Raw genomic sequence first — 17,030 nt, 5'->3', positions numbered from 1 at the left:
GCATAAATCTCGCTACGCAGAATCTTCATCTTTTCAGGTACAAACGCTTTTATTGCTACATTTTTATAACATACAGGGCGCAATACCATCGACCATAAAGGTGGCATATGGTGTGATCGGGGTTCAATAAATTGCGAAACAAGGTATACTCCAGCAGTTCCTGAAGATGTTTATTGTACTAAACGCTCCCGTACGAGGACGCTACTGCGCACCTATGACACAATTCGCTTCTCCTGTTCTGCACTCGTTGCTGGATACAGATGCTTATAAGTTGCATATGCAGCAAGCCGTGTTTCATCACTATTATGATGTGCATGTCGCGGCGGAGTTTCGTTGCCGAGGTGACGATCTGCTGGGTATTTATGCCGATGCTATTCGTGAACAGGTTCAGGCGATGCAGCACCTGCGCCTGCAGGATGATGAATATCAATGGCTCTCTGCCCTGCCTTTTTTTAAGGCCGACTATCTCAACTGGCTACGCGAGTTCCGCTTTAACCCGGAACAGGTCACCGTCACCAACGATAACGGTAAGCTGGATATTCGTTTAACCGGCCCGTGGCGTGAAGTCATCCTCTGGGAAGTTCCTCTGCTGGCGGTCATCAGTGAACTGGTACATCGCTATCGCTCACCGCAGGCCGACGTTGCGCAAGCCCTCGATACGCTGGAAAGCAAATTAGTCGACTTTTCGGCATTAACCGCCGATCTCGAGATGTCGCGCTTCCATCTGATGGATTTCGGCACTCGCCGCCGTTTTTCCCGCGAAGTACAAGAAACCATCGTTAAACGTTTGCAACAGGAACCCTGGTTCGTTGGCACCAGTAATTACGATCTGGCGCGTCGGCTTTCCCTCACCCCTATGGGAACGCAGGCACACGAATGGTTCCAGGCGCATCAACAAATCAGCCCGGATCTTGCCAATAGTCAGCGCGCCGCACTTGCTGCGTGGCTGGAAGAATATCCTGACCAACTTGGCATTGCGTTAACCGACTGCATTACTATGGATGCCTTTCTGCGTGATTTCGGCGTGGAGTTTGCCAGTCGTTACCAGGGGCTTCGCCATGATTCCGGCGACCCGGTTGAATGGGGCGAAAAAGCTATTGCACATTATGAGAAGCTGGGAATTGATCCGCAGAGCAAAACGCTGGTTTTCTCTGACAATCTGGATTTACGCAAAGCGGTCGAGCTTTATCGCCACTTCTCTTCCCGTGTGCAATTAAGCTTTGGTATCGGTACACGCCTGACCTGCGATATACCCCAGGTCAAACCACTGAATATTGTGATTAAGCTGGTGGAGTGTAACGGTAAACCGGTGGCGAAACTTTCTGACAGTCCTGGCAAAACTATCTGCCATGATAAAGCGTTTGTCCGTGCGCTGCGTAAAGCGTTCGACCTTCCGCATATTAAAAAAGCCAGTTAATATCATCAGGGAGCCATAACGGCTCCCTTTTTTGCCTTTTATTCCGAAATCTTTTGTCCCATCTGCGAATTCTGCTTGTCTGATTGCAGATGCCAGGTAACATAGGTATCCCCCCATTGACGGGTGGACAAGTGTTTATTTTTTCCGACTATTAACAGAGAGAATATTATGAGCGTTGTGCCTGTAGCCGACGTACTCCAGGGCCGCGTAGCCGTTGACAGCGAAGTCACCGTGCGCGGATGGGTGCGTACCCGCCGAGATTCAAAAGCTGGCATCTCCTTCCTCGCCGTTTATGACGGTTCCTGCTTTGATCCTGTACAGGCTGTCATCAATAATTCTCTGCCCAATTACAATGAAGACGTCCTGCGTCTGACCACCGGTTGCTCGGTCATTGTGACGGGTAAAGTCGTGGCGTCGCCGGGCCAGGGGCAACAATTTGAAATTCAGGCCAGCAACGTTGAAGTTGCCGGCTGGGTTGAGGATCCAGACACTTACCCGATGGCAGCAAAACGCCACAGCATTGAGTATCTGCGTGAAGTCGCTCACCTGCGCCCACGCACCAACCTGATTGGTGCCGTTGCGCGCGTTCGCCACACGCTGGCACAGGCGCTGCATCGCTTCTTTAACGAGCAGGGATTCTTCTGGGTCTCAACACCACTGATTACCGCATCTGATACCGAAGGCGCTGGCGAAATGTTCCGCGTTTCAACGCTGGATCTGGAAAACCTGCCGCGTAACGATCAGGGCAAAGTCGATTTCGACAAAGACTTCTTCGGTAAAGAGTCTTTCCTGACCGTATCTGGTCAGTTGAACGGCGAAACCTACGCTTGCGCATTGTCCAAAATTTATACCTTTGGCCCGACTTTCCGTGCAGAAAACTCCAACACCAGCCGTCACCTGGCGGAATTCTGGATGCTGGAGCCGGAAGTGGCGTTTGCTAACCTGAACGATATCGCCGGTCTGGCTGAAGCCATGCTGAAATATGTCTTCAAAGCGGTTCTCGAAGAACGTGCTGACGACATGAAATTCTTCGCTGAACGCGTAGATAAAGATGTTGTCAGCCGTCTGGAACGCTTCATTGAAGCCGACTTTGCGCAGGTTGATTACACCGACGCGGTAACCATCCTTGAAAATTGCGGTAAGAAATTTGAAAACCCGGTTTACTGGGGCGTGGATCTCTCTTCCGAGCATGAACGTTACCTGGCAGAAGAACACTTTAAAGCGCCGGTCGTGGTGAAAAACTATCCGAAAGACATTAAAGCGTTCTACATGCGCCTTAACGAAGACGGTAAAACCGTTGCAGCAATGGACGTACTGGCACCGGGCATCGGTGAAATCATTGGTGGTTCCCAGCGTGAAGAGCGTCTGGACGTGCTGGACGAACGTATGCTGGAGATGGGTCTGAACAAAGAAGATTACTGGTGGTATCGCGATCTGCGTCGCTACGGTACTGTTCCGCATTCCGGTTTCGGTCTTGGTTTTGAACGCCTGATCGCCTACGTGACTGGTGTGCAAAACGTGCGTGACGTGATTCCGTTCCCGCGTACCCCGCGTAACGCCAGCTTCTAATTTAGTTTTTCCGAGAGCCAGCGCCCGCTGGCTCTTTTCTATTCCCTTCTGTCAAGTTATCTGTTTGTTAAGTCAATCAATCTATTTGCAACCCTGTCACAACAACCTTCCTGTTACGGAATATTTCCACGTAACATTTATGAACAAAAAATAATCCGCATTCTTATTGCGGATTAGTTATTTCTTAGCCAATAGCACAATTTCCATAACTCCTATTGGCTTTCTGGATGTCTGAACGTGTGTTTTAGCGAAGCCACCGAGAGAAATCATCAGAGCGAAAATTTCCGTTTAGCTAAATTTAATATAAGGAAATCATATAAATAGATCAAACTCACTGCAAACATCATTAAAGTCCAATGGAAATATGACGGCGTTCACAAAGTTCCTTAAAATTTACCTTTAGTTACATATTTTTTCTTTTTGTAACTATATCTTTATCTTTGTAGCACTTTCACGGTAGCGAAACGTTAGTTTGAATGGAAAGATGCCTGCAGATACATAAAGACACCAAACTTTCATCAATAGCTCCGTAAATATTTATTGACGAAACTTATTGACGGCAGTGGCAGGTGTCATAAAAAAAACCATGAGGGTAATAAATAATGATGAAGCGCAACATTCTGGCAGTGATCGTCCCTGCTCTGTTAGTAGCAGGTACTGCAAACGCTGCAGAAATCTATAACAAAGATGGCAACAAAGTAGATCTGTACGGTAAAGCTGTCGGTCTGCACTATTTTTCCAAGGGTAACGGTGAAAACAGTTACGGTGGCAATGGCGATATGACCTATGCCCGTCTTGGTTTTAAAGGGGAAACTCAAATCAATTCCGATCTGACCGGTTACGGTCAGTGGGAATACAACTTCCAGGGTAACAACTCTGAGGGTTCTGATGCCCAAAATGGCAACAAAACCCGTCTGGCGTTCGCTGGTCTGAAATTTGCTGATGCTGGCTCAATCGATTACGGTCGTAACTATGGTGTTGTTTATGACGCACTGGGTTACACCGATATGTTGCCAGAATTTGGTGGTGACACTGCATACAGCGATGACTTCTTCGTTGGCCGTGTTGGCGGCGTTGCAACTTACCGTAACTCCAACTTCTTTGGTCTGGTTGACGGCCTGAATTTCGCTGTTCAGTACCTGGGTAAAAACGAACGTGACACCGCACGTCGTTCTAACGGCGACGGTGTTGGCGGCTCCATCAGCTACGAATTCGAAGGCTTTGGTATCGTTGGTGCTTATGGTGCCGCTGACCGTACCAACCTGCAGGAAGCTCAGCCTCTCGGCCAGGGTAAAAAAGCTGAACAGTGGGCTACTGGCCTGAAGTATGATGCAAACAACATCTACCTGGCAGCAAACTACGGTGAAACCCGTAACGCTACGCCGATCACTGGCGGCTTTGCCAACAAAACGCAAGACGTTCTGTTAGTTGCGCAATATCAGTTCGATTTCGGTCTGCGTCCGTCCATCGCTTACACCAAATCTAAAGCGAAAGACGTAGAAGGTATCGGTGATGTTGATCTGGTGAACTACTTTGAAGTGGGCGCAACCTACTACTTCAACAAAAACATGTCCACCTACGTTGACTACATCATCAACCAGATCGATTCTGACAACAAACTGGGCGTAGGTTCTGACGACACCGTTGCTGTGGGTATCGTTTACCAGTTCTAATAGCAGACCTCTTTGTTAAATGCCGAAAAAACAGGACTTTGGTCCTGTTTTTTTTATGCCTTCCAGAGCAATCTCACGTCTTGCAAAAACAGCCGGCGTTTTCATCAGTAATAGTTGGAATTTTGTAAATCTCCCGTTACCCTGATAGCGGACTTCCCTTCTGTAACCATAATGGAACCTCGTCATGTTTGAGAACATTACCGCCGCTCCTGCCGACCCGATTCTGGGTCTGGCCGATCTGTTTCGTGCCGATGAACGTCCCGGCAAAATTAACCTCGGGATTGGTGTCTATAAAGATGAGACGGGCAAAACCCCGGTACTGACCAGCGTTAAAAAGGCTGAACAGTATCTGCTCGAAAATGAAACCACCAAAAACTACCTCGGCATTGACGGTATCCCTGAATTTGGTCGTTGCACCCAGGAATTACTGTTTGGTAAAGGTAGCGCCCTGATCAACGACAAACGCGCCCGCACAGCTCAGACCCCAGGTGGTACTGGTGCGTTACGCGTGGCTGCCGATTTCCTGGCGAAAAATACCAGTGTTAAGCGTGTGTGGGTAAGTAACCCAAGCTGGCCAAATCATAAGAGCGTATTCAACTCTGCTGGTCTGGAAGTACGTGAATACGCTTATTACGACGCAGAAAAACATACTCTGGACTTCGACGCCCTGATTAACAGTCTGAACGAAGCTCAGGCTGGCGATGTAGTACTGTTCCACGGCTGCTGTCATAACCCAACCGGTATCGATCCTACACTGGAGCAATGGCAAACGCTGGCGCAGCTTTCCGTTGAGAAAGGCTGGTTACCGCTGTTTGACTTCGCTTACCAGGGTTTTGCTCGCGGCCTGGAAGAAGATGCTGAAGGTCTGCGCGTTTTCGCTGGTCTGCATAAAGAACTTATCGTCGCCAGTTCCTACTCTAAAAACTTTGGTCTGTACAACGAGCGTGTAGGCGCATGTACGCTGGTTGCTGCTGACAGTGAAACCGTTGATCGCGCGTTCAGCCAGATGAAGGCAGCGATTCGTGCGAACTATTCTAACCCGCCAGCGCACGGAGCTTCGGTTGTTGCCACTATCCTGAGCAATGATGCGTTGCGTGCTATTTGGGAACAAGAGCTGACCGATATGCGCCAGCGCATTCAGCGTATGCGTCAGTTGTTCGTTAATACGCTGCAGGAGAAAGGTGCAAACCGCGACTTCAGCTTTATCATCAAACAGAATGGCATGTTCTCCTTTAGCGGTCTGACTAAAGAACAGGTACTGCGTCTGCGTGAAGAGTTTGGCGTGTATGCGGTGGCTTCCGGTCGTGTGAACGTAGCCGGGATGACGCCAGACAACATGGCTCCGCTGTGCGAAGCGATTGTGGCTGTGCTGTAAGCGTTAAAACCAATGAAGCCCGCTGAAAGCGGGCTGAGGCTGATGACAAACGCAGCATTGCCTGATGCGCTACGCTTATCAGGCCTACGCGTCCCCTGCAATATTTTGAATTTGCACGATTTTGTAGGCCGGATAAGGCGCTCGCGCCGCATCCGGCATAAACAAAGCGCACTTTGCCAGAAATCCAGGCCCGCATTGAAAGCGGGCTTTTTTATACGCCTTTACCAGACGGGCATTTCATCTTGCAGGAAGGGATTATGCAGGCGCTCATAACCAAGAGTGGATAATGGTCCGTGACCCGGAATAAATGTCACGTCATCCCCCAGTGGCAGCAATTTATCTTTGATTGAAGAAATCAGTTGATTGTGATCGCCACGCGGGAAGTCACTGCGCCCCACTCCACCTTTGAAAATAACGTCGCCAGAAATGAGCAGTTTTGACTGATTATCAAAGAAGACCACATGACCCGGCGTATGCCCAGGGCAATGTAACACCTGTAAAGTCACATTCCCTATGCTGATAGTGTCGCCTTCGTTCAGCCAACGATCCGGTGTTAGTGGCTGACACTCATCCAGGCCAAACATACGGCTTTGCGCAGGCAAGTCTTGCAGCCAGAACTCATCTTCCTTTTCCGGACCAAGAACCGGCACGCCGTAATGTCGCGCCAGTTCCGCCGCCGCGCCAACATGATCCAGGTGACCATGCGTAAGCAGGATCTGCATTAGCGTCAGGCCGCTGGCATCAACTTCCTGTTTGATTTTTTCTGCATCGCCGCCAGGATCAACCAGTGCAGCCAGGCGAGTTTGTTCACACCAGATCAATGAGCAATTCTGGGAGAATGCAGTGACCGGAATAATACGATAATTCATACTGCCCCTGTTTCGTTAAGCGATTGTTACCAGTGCCGTGCTGGCCCGGTATCAATATGCACAAAGTTACTACGTGGGTAATATCCTACACCACCTGCACGCATAGATAACGCGGCTTTGCGAATATTGCTTAACGCGACACCTTCAATATGGAAATCCATCGCCTGGCCTTTGGTGTGATAGCTTTTCTTCGCTACCCCACGGCTGTGCGCGCGTAGTTCATTGTTGGTATCAATAGAGCGATAACCGGAAATGAGTTGCACCGGTTTGCGGGTGCCTAACAGCCCTTGCAGGCGATACAACTGGTCGAATAATCCTGGGTCGATGGACTTTATTTTGTTCGCGCGGAAATCGCGGAAAAAATGGTTTAGTTTTGCCAATTCTTCCTGAATATAGCCTCTGCCATCGAAAAACTCCGCTTTAATTGACTCTCCGGTATGGAGATTGTTGAGTGTCAAAATACGCGGACGTGGGGTAGAGAGTGTCGCAAACGCAGGGGTCGGCAAGATGGCGGCACCAAGTGCAACGCCACCAAGCGCCAGCAGTTTACGGCGATTAGCGTCGAATTTGTCCATGATAATCAAGTCTACAGGTCAATGTTATCGTTTATATGCACTTCTGGCGCACAAGAGGCACCTTAACCGCCCATAAAGCTAACGTCAAGATGACTCAATCCCAGCAGTAATGGGGGCTACCGAGAATAACCCCCAATCATGCCAATTATTACGACAACTGATTTACCCGAACTACTTCATTTATCTGATTAATTGTTCCGCTTTCGATACAATTTGCGAGCTGGATCGCGCAGGCAGATCATAATTGTAAATATCTGTACGATATTGAGTACGACCGTCTGCACCGACAAACGCGGTCAGGTAGTAGAGATTAACCGGAATCGACTGACGGATATTGACGTAACGGGTATCTCCCTGCTTCAGGGCGTCGGAAATACGCTTGTCATTCCAGCCTGCATCCTGCAATAGCATATTTGCCAGATCAGATGCCTTATTCACCCGCACACACCCTGAGCTTAACGCGCGTGTATCACGCTTGAACAGATTGTGATTAGGCGTGTCATGCAAGTAGATAGCGTCTGAACTCGGCATATTAAATTTATACCGTCCTAGCGAATTTCGTGGGCCAGGAGCTTGCTGGAAGCGGAACGGTAAATTCGACGCAGTAATCGTTGACCAGTCAACCTGCCACGGATCAATCGCTTCTTTGCTGTTCCAGCCGCGCATCACCGTATAGCCATGACTTTCCAGATAACCCGGATCGTTACGCACTTTTGGCAAAATATCTTTGCGAGCCAGCGTCGGCGGTACGTTCCACGGCGGATTCACCACCACATTGTTTAAAGCACTGCTCATCATCGGTGTTTTGCGGTCAGGACGACCGACAATTACCCGCGAGTCCAGCACCTGATTACCGTTCTGGTAATAGACCAAAGAATAGGCGGGTATATTGACCATGATGCCAGTAGAAAGCTCCGCAGGCAGCAAGCGTAAACGCTGGATGTTGAGTGCCAGCACACCTGCACGCTGAGCTGGCGTTACATTTAACCAGTCCCGCGTTGCCGGGCCAATAGCGCCATCTGCCCCCAATCCTTGCCATGCCTGAAAACGTTTAACGGCTTCCACCAGCTCATTATCGTAGGCGGCGCGTACGGCTGGTGCCGGTTTACTGCGAGCCGTAGTTTGCCTGTCCATCGGCTTAGTTTCCGCTGTTTCGACGGCAACGGCGGACGGACTCACGACTGCATCAGCGGGTGTTTCATCGCCAGGGAGCGCAATTTTCGGTCCGCCTTCGAGCATTCCCGTTCGCTGCAAAATCTCGCGCAGTGCTGGTACATCATTACTCCACTGGCCAGGACGCAGCGTTGCTTTACCGGTCAGTTGTGGCCACGGTTTAGTATCGCTGAGTAAGGTCAATAAAGATTCATGCATCGCGGCATATTGCGGATGCTGCGGAGCCAGTCCTGCAATAAACGTTGGCAACTGACCATTATTTAGCGCCACCTGCCATTGGTTAATGACCGAGAGCGGTGGTGTAGAGAGCACATAAGGTTTACTGCTGTACAACCAGCGCGTACCTTTGACCGGAATGTTAGCAACGAAATGGAGATAGCCCAGCATTGCATCCGACAACACTACGTCGCGTGCCAGACCGTTAACGCCAGGATCAGTCAGTAACTCTACCCATTTATTAAACTGCGGCTGAAAACCGGCAATCGCCACTTCTGCTAGTTGCTGCTGGAAGGCTTTTACCGCATCACGGTTTTCCCACATCGGCTGCATATCACGTGCAGCATACAGCAGTTGAAGTTGGTTAAGATAAACCGGCTTATAACCTGCGGGTAATTGAGATTCGATTTGTGTGCGAGCGTTTTCCGCCGCACCCTCTGGTAGCGGCTGAAGTCCCGCCATAATTGCCGTAGCTTGCGCTTGCGGCAGTGCATCTCCCTGTTCGCTAACAGCCACCGGGCTGTCGCCAGGGATTACTTCAGGCTCATCGGCCTGCGCATTGAACAGTGGAGCGAATGTTACGGCCAGACACAAACTCATTGCCGAAAGCCGACGACCACACATCATGTTTAGCAACATCCCTTGCCCCCTGTTTTTATCATACTTTGAATAGCCAGGCTGCTTTTCTCTACTTGCCTGTACAACGCCAATACTCACGAAAGTATGACGAGCAAGCCTGTTACTTATCAGGCTTACCTTCAGTATATAAACACCGATACGTTTTTACACAACCTAATGTAAAGAAGTTTAAAGAAAAGCGCGCCGTAATGCGGCATTTTTTTAGTGCAGAAACGGAGTTTTCGGAAAAAAGGCGACATCGCTGCCGCCTTAATCTTAACTTGCCTGGGAAGACGCTTCGTCAGCTCCAGGAAGCGTTTCAGGAAGCTGCGGCGCAAAGCCACGTAAACCAACCACATGTACGTGCTCGGTATTCTGGAATACCTTACGCACCAGTTTGTAGGTGGTGCCTTTCTCCGGGCTAATATTTTCTGGCGCCGCGATGATGAGCTGCATTTGCAAACGCTCACACAATTCAAACAGCGTGGCGATAGAACGAGCATCCAGTCGCGCTGCTTCATCGAGGAACAACAGGCGGCAAGGAGAAATGTCTTTACCGCGCAGGCGGCGTGATTCATCTTCCCAGCTCTGTACCACCATAACCAGAATCGACATACCTGTACCAATTGCTTCACCGGTAGATAGTGCGCCCGATTCCGCACGCAGCCAGCCATCGGAACCACGGTTAACCTCAACTTCCATCTCCAGGTAGTTGCGGTAATCCAGCAGTTCTTCACCAATGGTCTGCGGTGTGCGCTGGCCCATATCAATCTGCGGGTTAAGGCGCTGATACAGTTTCGCCAGAGCTTCCGAGAAGGTCAGACGGTTGCTGTTAAACAGATCCTGATGTTGTTCATGCTGTTCAGAAAGGACATCCAGCAGCATGGCGTGAGTTTCACGCACGTTCACGTTCAGACGCACGCTGTTCACCTGACCGAACGACACGTTCTGCAATCCCTGGTTGAGCATACGGATACGGTTCTGTTCGCGCTGAATGGTTTTGCGAATAATGTTCGCCACGCTGCGGGAACTGATCGCCAGTTTCTGTTCGCGGGAAGTTAACTCTTCAGTCAGACGGCTAAGTTCGATTTCCATCTGCTCGATAGCTTCCACCGGATCATCGGTACGAATAATATCCTGACGAATACGTTCGCGCAGATGCTGGTAAACCGCTACGAAGAACTGAATTTTACGTTCCGGACGTTTTGGATCTTCCGACATACGCAGCACGTCGCGTAGATGTTCGTTATCCGCTACCGCCAGACGCAGCGTACCTAACGCCTTATCCGACATGGAACGCAAATCATCAGCGGAGAGATAAGCCAGCTCGCGACGATGTAAGCGGCGCTCAACGCCATTATCTTTCACCATGCGCATGACTGCACACCAGCCCGCTTTGGCGGTCACCACCTGCTCGCGCATCTCAAAGTAATCACGTTCCAGCTTGCGCAGTTTGCGGGTCAGGTTGTCCATCTCCGCTTCGCAGAAGGTAAGTGCTTTTTCCAGTTGGTTGCGACGTGAACGGTTATTGCTCAGTTGCGCATGTAATTCGTCACGGCGAATACGCGCCCGTTCTTCTGCCCCGCTATCGGCACGCACACCGATATCCTGCAATTCGCGTTGCAGATCGTTAAGCAGCTCTTTTTTGGTGTCGTAAGAACTTTTCAGCGAGGCCAGTACCTGGTTGTACTGGCTCAACTGCGCTGCGTGACCACGCAACGCTTCACGAGCGCAGGTACGTTCCGCTTCCGCCTGCTCCAGACGCTCACGCAGTTTTTCGTTGAGATCGCTGTTACCGCTGAGCATTTCTGCCGAGTCGGAGTAGCTAAAGTGCGCACGACGCTGCACCACTTCAGTCAGGGCAAATGCCTGCTGACGGGCATCTCGCTGCATTTGCTGGGAGTACGCGTAATCTTCTTTTAACTGTTCGAACTGTTCCGGGTCGCTCTGCAACACCGAAACCATCGGCTCCAGTTTTGCAAGTTGATTACCGAACTGCTGAACAAAACGCGCGGCTTCCTGTGCTTCATCCAGACGTTCGCGGATTTCATCGACGCGATCCGCCAGGCTGTCATCAGCCAACAGGTTGAGACGCGGCAGAATGCGGTTTAGCGCCGTAACGCCCTCTTTCGCCTGCTCAAACTGAATACGCTGCTGCTGGTTATCATTTTCATGATTACTCAACGCACGCTCCAGCTCGACGCGACGGCTGTTGAGTTGGCGGATTTCGGCTTCCGGATCGGACTCAAACGCCACCGCCAGATGGCTGCCGATAAAACGGCTAAATGCCTGATGCAGGCGCTGGGTTTTTTGTACATCAAAGGAGAGCGTAGCAAAACGTTCAGAGAGCACTTCACGCTCGGCATGAAGGCTTTCAATACGGCTTTCGCGCGCCGCACGACCAAACAGCGGAACTTCCGGGAAGCGTGAGTAACGCCACTGACGGTCGGCAATTTTCACCACCACCGCTTTTTCCAGCTCATCAACGCTGAACACGCTATCATCGAATGACTGCGGATCACCTTCGATCAGATAGAGATCTTCCGGGCAATCGGTTAAACCTTCCAGTTGTTCGGCAATCTGCGACAGATCCGGCACGACGATCGCGTGCCGAGACGGGCCATATAGCGCAGAGAAGTACGGCGCATCTTCAAGGCTAACGTCGTCATAAATTTCTGACAGCAGCACGCCGCCAAAACGTTCTGCCAGCGCATTCAGGCGCTGATCTTCAGAGCCGCCCGGCTGACTTAAACGCTCAATCTCTTCGTCAACGGCGTTTTTACGCGCGCCCACTTCGTCACGTTCAACAATCGCTTCGCGCTCACGCTCCAGCAACTGTTGCATGTATTCAGTGACGTCCTGACTGGAAGTGAACTCTTCACCGCACTGCTCGCTCAACTGATTGAGGCTGTTTTGCGCCGCCAGCCAAACCGGCGCACGCTGCATCAGACTCTGAATGCGTGATTGCAGTTGTTCCTGTTCCTGACGCAGCGCCATGCGCTCTTCACGGGCGTTAGACACGCTGTCAGAAAGAGAGGTAATGCGCGCTTCCAGTTCCTGATGCAGGGCTTCCAGTTCGTCGATATCGAAATTCTTGCCCTGACGTTTGCAGAATTCTGCCAGCAGTCGTTCGGCTTCTTGCTGCTCGCGCAGACGCTGTTCCAGTTCGCTTAAGCGCATCCGTAGCGGCTGAACCTGTTCTGCCAGGTGGCGCTGATCGACCCCTTCGCGCAGCAATTCGCGGGCGACCTCCCACGCTTCGTTACGCGCCAGCGGACCGTTGATTGCTACTACCAATTGATAAGCCTGCTCAAACTGGCTGTGCGCAGTTTGCGCCATACTCATTTTCTGCTCAAGAGAGAGCATTGTTTCGGTCGCTTCCAGCTCTTTCGCCTGGAAGGTTTCCAGCCATTCGGCGGCGCTGTCGGCGGTTAAGTCCGGCAGATGACACAATTCTTTGGCACGATTAAGCGCAGCAATCGCCTGGTTGTACTGGATCGCGCGCGTTTGCTGGACGTCCAGCGCCTGCTGGTAGTCAGCAAGCTGGCTTTTCAGCTCATCCACTTCCAGTTCAGCGGCTTCCGCACGCGCTTCGTTCTCTTCCTGGCGCTCGATGGCTTCTGCCACCACTTCGTTTTGCTCTTCCAGACGGATCTGCAGCTCATCGAGATCCGCTTCGTAACGTTCGATCTTTTCCTGCTGACGCAGTGCAGTCTGCACCAGGTTCAGGTGATCGCTGGCCGCCTGATAATCCGCTTCCAGATCGCCTTCAGCACCGTTGTGCTCTGCCAGCTCACGCGCCATATCGACGTGTTTGTACTGCTCCGCCGCCAGTTGCTGACGCGAAGTATGTAGCTCACGACGAAACTCCAGAGCTTTGTCGAGATGGACACGGCGCTCGTTGGCGTGACGCATGTAGTCCGCCGCCACATAGTTGGTAGCTTCGCTAATCAGATGCTTGAACAAGTCACGGTCAGACTGGGTGACACGAATCGCTTCCAACGTCATGCGGTTTTCACGCAGCGCCGCTTCCATGTCCTGGAACGCTTTACGCACACCGCTGTTTTCTGGCAGCAGGTAGTCGCGCAGGGAACGGGTAATGGCGCTGGAAATACCGCCGTACAGCGAGGCTTCGATCAGACGATAGAATTTACTACGATCAGAAGCAGAACGCAGACGACGCGCGATGATGCCCAGATCGAACATCAGCGAATGGTAATCGGTGATGGAGTTGAACTGCTTAAACTGCACGCCTTCCATCGCCTCGAGCTTGTCTTTCAGCTCGTTAAGCGGCAGCACGCGCGCCTGACGTTCGTTCAGGGTTTCGGTCACCAGTTGCGTCGGCTGCACCGACATCGGCAAGCCCTGAATGGCAAACGGTTTGATATCAACTTTACGATCGCGCCCGGCAACCTGTTGTAGACGCACACCAACCACCACGCGCTGGTGGCGCGAGTTGATGGTGTCAAGCATCGAATAACAGACCCCCGCTTTTAGCTTACCGTGCAGGCCTTTATCTCGCGAACCGCTGGTAGCCCCGGCTTCCGTGGTGTTACGGAAATGCAACAAGGTCAGGTCGGGGATAAGCGCCGTAACGAACGCCGCCATAGTGGTGGATTTACCCGCACCGTTACCGCCGGAAAGCGTCGTGACCAGCTCATCAAGGTCAAAGGTACGGGCAAAAAAGCCGTTCCAGTTAATCAGCGTCAGTGAGCGAAATTTACCGCGTTCAATCATTATTCTTCCTCTCCGCTATCTGGCTGATTCTCTTCAGTTTCGTCGTTGAGTTGCAGGTGGTTTTCCAGCGACATAGCTTCACCATCGCGAATCAGGCGACGCTGGGCTTCGCGCGGATCGTCGCCCGCACGGACATCCGCACCGAAACGGAACACCGATTCAGTAATGCGGAACTTGCTGCTGTCGTGCCCCATAAACCACACCATGCCTAAGCGGCGCAGACGGTTGAGCGAAGAACGTACTTTTTCCTGCAACTTCTGGCGATCCACGTCCGAACCGGTAGAACGATTGTTTACCAGTTTCAGCAGTTTCGCTTCATCGGCCAGGGTGAGCAGTTCATCATACAATTCCTGCTGAGTAAAAATCCCCTCGTTCGCCAGCCGTTCCGGGCTGAGATAGAGATAACAGAGGATTTTCCCAACCATCATGTCCAGTTCCGACAATACGGAGCGCGGGATAATAGTGGTAGAACGTGGGCGCAAATAGAAAAAACCTTCCGGCGCGCGAATAAGCTCCACGTTATAACGTGCGTAAAACTCTTCCAGATATTCCTGAAAATCCATCAGGAATGCATGATTATCCAGTTCGTCGAGGCCAATATGACGGCCTGAACGCAGGGCGCTATCCAGCGCCGGAAATAACGGATTCGCCAGCGCCTGCGCCAGCTTAACCGGCATCACTTGTTCAATATTTGTCGATGACATGCGCCTGTACCTTGGCTCCGTAATCATTAATCGGCTGCCATTTCGCAGGCAGTCCGGTGAAATCTGCTTGCGCTACGCCGAGGCGTACCGCCTGATCAATAACAATACGCGCAACGTCAAAGTGACGCGCACGTGGATACTGCGCCAGATATTCGCGTACCACCAGACCAAGATCCAGCGGTACTTGTCTGGTTTTGTACACGGCGAGCTGTTCTTCGATGATCGCCGCCAGTTGTTCGCGGATCTCGTTGAACTCTTCGTACTCTAAATCTGGCGGAAGCTCCCCGGTCACTTCTTCGTCGCGCAGTGCCATCTCTTCGTCACGCATATCCAGCAGACGATCGGCATTCGCGTAAGTCAGCGCCCACGGCTCATCAAAATAGGTTTGTACCGACTGACGTAAACGCTGGGCAAAGACGCGGTTTTTATCCATATCGATAGCAGTACGGATAAATTTGTGTACGTGGCGATCGTAGCCAATCCACAAGTCGATAGATTGCTGTCCCCAGCTGATAATACGATCGAGCTTACTTTGCAGATCGAACACCAGACTATCGACAAAATGCAGATCGTCATGCGTCATGGTCGCATCCTGGATGCGCAACAGGTTAGCCTGCAATTTGTCACCTGCCGCTTCCAGCGTATCCTGCAATTCACGTAGCGTACCGGAGGTTTCTGAAAGCAACAATTCGCAGCTGGAGATCGCCGCCCGCCAGTCTTTATTCAGCAACTGAGCGATGTCATCTTTCACCTGCTGCTGCTGCTCATCCATCAGGCGTTGCGTCAGATCGATGCTGTCGAAAATTTCTGCTACCGAATATTTCAGCGGCGCATAGACATTGCGGTGCCAGTGAAACTCATCACCGCCCTCTTCTGCCGCATCCGCCGCACGCTTCAGTTCGCCTGCAACGATCGACAACTGCATAGAAAGACGCAGCGTAGAAAACTCGCGCTGACGGATATAGTAGTCAGTAATGCCGATGCCGAGCGGCGTCAGACGATATATAGCGTTCCCTTCCGTCTGCTCACTGGTAAAGCGGTTCAGCAGACGTTGACGCACCATGTCGTTGATCGCGTTGTTGGCGCGCACGCCGATGGTTTCGCTGGTTTGCTCAAACGCATCACTCACATGGCGGAATGCATCCACCAGCTCGCCTTCACTCATCTCACCATCCAGACGCTCGCCATTCAGCGTGGCAACCGCCAGCAGAAAAGAGAGTCGGTCTACCGGCAGCGAGATGGAGAAGTCATTTTTTCTGGCCCAGGCAACCAGTTCGGGGACTGTCTGGGAAAATTCACTCATACTTTATCCTTGCTCTGCGGTTTGCGCGCGGTGACATGAATATAACGCCCCAGGCTGATATACGGTTCCTGGCGGCAATAACGCATTTCTAATTCAAGTAATGCTTCGTAGCAGTCGCGCTGCTGGTGCTTTTCACGCAGATAATCATGAAACACGCGAACACCGGTTTTACCCATAATTTGCCAGCCAGCTTCTTCCAGCCACTGATATACCTGCGCCGGGTCACGTGGATAGTCTGGCGAAAGCGTCCGTTTTTTCTTTTTCGGCATTCCCGCCTGCACGTAATCAAAATTTCCTGCGACCATGTTATGCATCAGCAAGCCGTGCGCATTGTAGAACATTAATGACAACACGCCGCCTGGGCGCAACACTGACCACAACGTTTGCAATACGCTGCGGGGGTCAGCTACCCACTCGAGCACCGCATGGAACAATATCAGATCAACGGGCGTTTCCAAATGCGAAGCAACGTCCTGAGCGGCGCAATGTATAAATTGCATGTTATCGCTCACACCTTTAGCTTCTGCCGCCTGCTTTGCGCGGTCGATCATCTGGGCGGAGAGATCGCATAAAATGACCTGATGCCCACGTTCGGCCATTTTGATCGCAGTCTGTCCTTCTCCACCACCGGCATCCAGCACGCACAGTTTTTGCGGCTCCATATCCACCAGTACACGATCAAGATCCTGCCACAGAATAGCCTGTCGAAGCTGTCCTTTGGTGGTGCCGTAAATGTTACGGGAAAACTTTTCCGCAATGTCATCAAAATTGCGATCCTGCATTGCTTTCTCCACCGGTTGG

At 51.4% G+C, this 17,030-nt stretch carries 11 protein-coding genes; 4 read left to right on the top strand and 7 right to left on the bottom strand.

Going from position 1 to position 17,030, the window contains the following annotated elements:
- Positions 1–214 precede the first annotated feature (214 nt).
- The 4 genes from pncB to aspC all read left to right on the top strand — a co-directional run bounded on the left by pncB (position 215) and on the right by aspC (position 6,034).
- Positions 215–1,417, top strand: a complete 1,203-nt coding sequence (gene pncB / locus WES_RS13165) for a nicotinate phosphoribosyltransferase (protein WP_010349583.1) — start codon at positions 215–217, stop codon at positions 1,415–1,417.
- 168 nt (positions 1,418–1,585) lie between these two features.
- Complete coding sequence (gene asnS, locus WES_RS13170; RefSeq protein WP_016158004.1) at positions 1,586–2,986, top strand: asparagine--tRNA ligase; 1,401 nt, start codon at positions 1,586–1,588, stop codon at positions 2,984–2,986.
- 602 nt (positions 2,987–3,588) lie between these two features.
- Positions 3,589–4,659, top strand: coding sequence for a porin OmpF (gene ompF, locus WES_RS13175; protein WP_000977930.1), 1,071 nt, complete (start codon positions 3,589–3,591; stop codon positions 4,657–4,659).
- 184 nt (positions 4,660–4,843) lie between these two features.
- Positions 4,844–6,034 (top strand): aspartate transaminase, encoded by a 1,191-nt coding sequence (gene aspC, locus WES_RS13180; protein WP_000462677.1) that lies wholly within the window; start codon positions 4,844–4,846, stop codon positions 6,032–6,034.
- Between the two features lie 221 nt (positions 6,035–6,255).
- Here aspC and gloC read toward each other — a convergent pair whose 3' ends face one another.
- From gloC to cmoM, 7 genes are all read right to left on the bottom strand, one after another.
- Positions 6,256–6,903 (bottom strand): hydroxyacylglutathione hydrolase GloC, encoded by a 648-nt coding sequence (gloC, locus tag WES_RS13185; RefSeq protein ID WP_016158003.1) that lies wholly within the window; start codon positions 6,901–6,903, stop codon positions 6,256–6,258.
- 26 nt (positions 6,904–6,929) lie between these two features.
- Complete coding sequence (locus WES_RS13190; RefSeq protein ID WP_001516120.1) at positions 6,930–7,478, bottom strand: peptidoglycan L,D-endopeptidase MepK; 549 nt, start codon at positions 7,476–7,478, stop codon at positions 6,930–6,932.
- A 180-nt stretch (positions 7,479–7,658) separates the two neighbouring features.
- Entirely contained in the window at positions 7,659–9,506 is a 1,848-nt protein-coding gene (gene ldtD, locus WES_RS13195) for a L,D-transpeptidase (RefSeq protein WP_016235186.1), read from the bottom strand.
- A gap of 255 nt (positions 9,507–9,761) precedes the next feature.
- Positions 9,762–14,222: a chromosome partition protein MukB gene (gene mukB, locus WES_RS13200; protein ID WP_016158000.1), complete on the bottom strand. Its 4,461-nt coding sequence runs from the start codon at positions 14,220–14,222 to the stop codon at positions 9,762–9,764.
- On the bottom strand, positions 14,222–14,926 hold the full coding sequence (mukE, locus tag WES_RS13205; protein WP_010344468.1) for a chromosome partition protein MukE: 705 nt from the start codon (positions 14,924–14,926) through the stop codon (positions 14,222–14,224). Before mukE ends, mukB begins: the two co-directional genes overlap by 1 nt.
- Entirely contained in the window at positions 14,907–16,229 is a 1,323-nt protein-coding gene (gene mukF, locus WES_RS13210; protein WP_016157999.1) for a chromosome partition protein MukF, read from the bottom strand. Before mukF ends, mukE begins: the two co-directional genes overlap by 20 nt.
- Positions 16,226–17,011, bottom strand: coding sequence for a tRNA uridine 5-oxyacetic acid(34) methyltransferase CmoM (gene cmoM, locus WES_RS13215; RefSeq protein ID WP_016157998.1), 786 nt, complete (start codon positions 17,009–17,011; stop codon positions 16,226–16,228). The genes mukF and cmoM overlap by 4 nt, the downstream gene beginning before the upstream one ends.
- Positions 17,012–17,030 lie beyond the last annotated feature (19 nt).

Origin of the sequence: Escherichia sp. KTE31, from assembly GCF_000407925.1 — a bacterium.
Lineage (GTDB): Bacteria > Pseudomonadota > Gammaproteobacteria > Enterobacterales > Enterobacteriaceae > Escherichia > Escherichia ruysiae.
This window is presented reverse-complemented; position numbering and strand designations above follow the sequence as displayed.

Excerpts from the sequence above, each read along its gene's own strand:
- WES_RS13190 (WP_001516120.1), bottom strand. The coding sequence starts at position 7,478 with ATGGACAAATTCGACGCTAATCGCCGTAAACTGCTGGCGCTTGGTGGC.
- cmoM (WP_016157998.1), bottom strand. The coding sequence starts at position 17,011 with ATGCAGGATCGCAATTTTGATGACATTGCGGAAAAGTTTTCCCGTAAC.
- ompF (WP_000977930.1), top strand. The coding sequence starts at position 3,589 with ATGATGAAGCGCAACATTCTGGCAGTGATCGTCCCTGCTCTGTTAGTA.
- aspC (WP_000462677.1), top strand. The coding sequence starts at position 4,844 with ATGTTTGAGAACATTACCGCCGCTCCTGCCGACCCGATTCTGGGTCTG.
- mukE (WP_010344468.1), bottom strand. The coding sequence starts at position 14,926 with ATGTCATCGACAAATATTGAACAAGTGATGCCGGTTAAGCTGGCGCAG.
- pncB (WP_010349583.1), top strand. The coding sequence starts at position 215 with ATGACACAATTCGCTTCTCCTGTTCTGCACTCGTTGCTGGATACAGAT.
- mukB (WP_016158000.1), bottom strand. The coding sequence starts at position 14,222 with ATGATTGAACGCGGTAAATTTCGCTCACTGACGCTGATTAACTGGAAC.
- ldtD (WP_016235186.1), bottom strand. The coding sequence starts at position 9,506 with ATGTTGCTAAACATGATGTGTGGTCGTCGGCTTTCGGCAATGAGTTTG.
- gloC (WP_016158003.1), bottom strand. The coding sequence starts at position 6,903 with ATGAATTATCGTATTATTCCGGTCACTGCATTCTCCCAGAATTGCTCA.
- mukF (WP_016157999.1), bottom strand. The coding sequence starts at position 16,229 with ATGAGTGAATTTTCCCAGACAGTCCCCGAACTGGTTGCCTGGGCCAGA.
- asnS (WP_016158004.1), top strand. The coding sequence starts at position 1,586 with ATGAGCGTTGTGCCTGTAGCCGACGTACTCCAGGGCCGCGTAGCCGTT.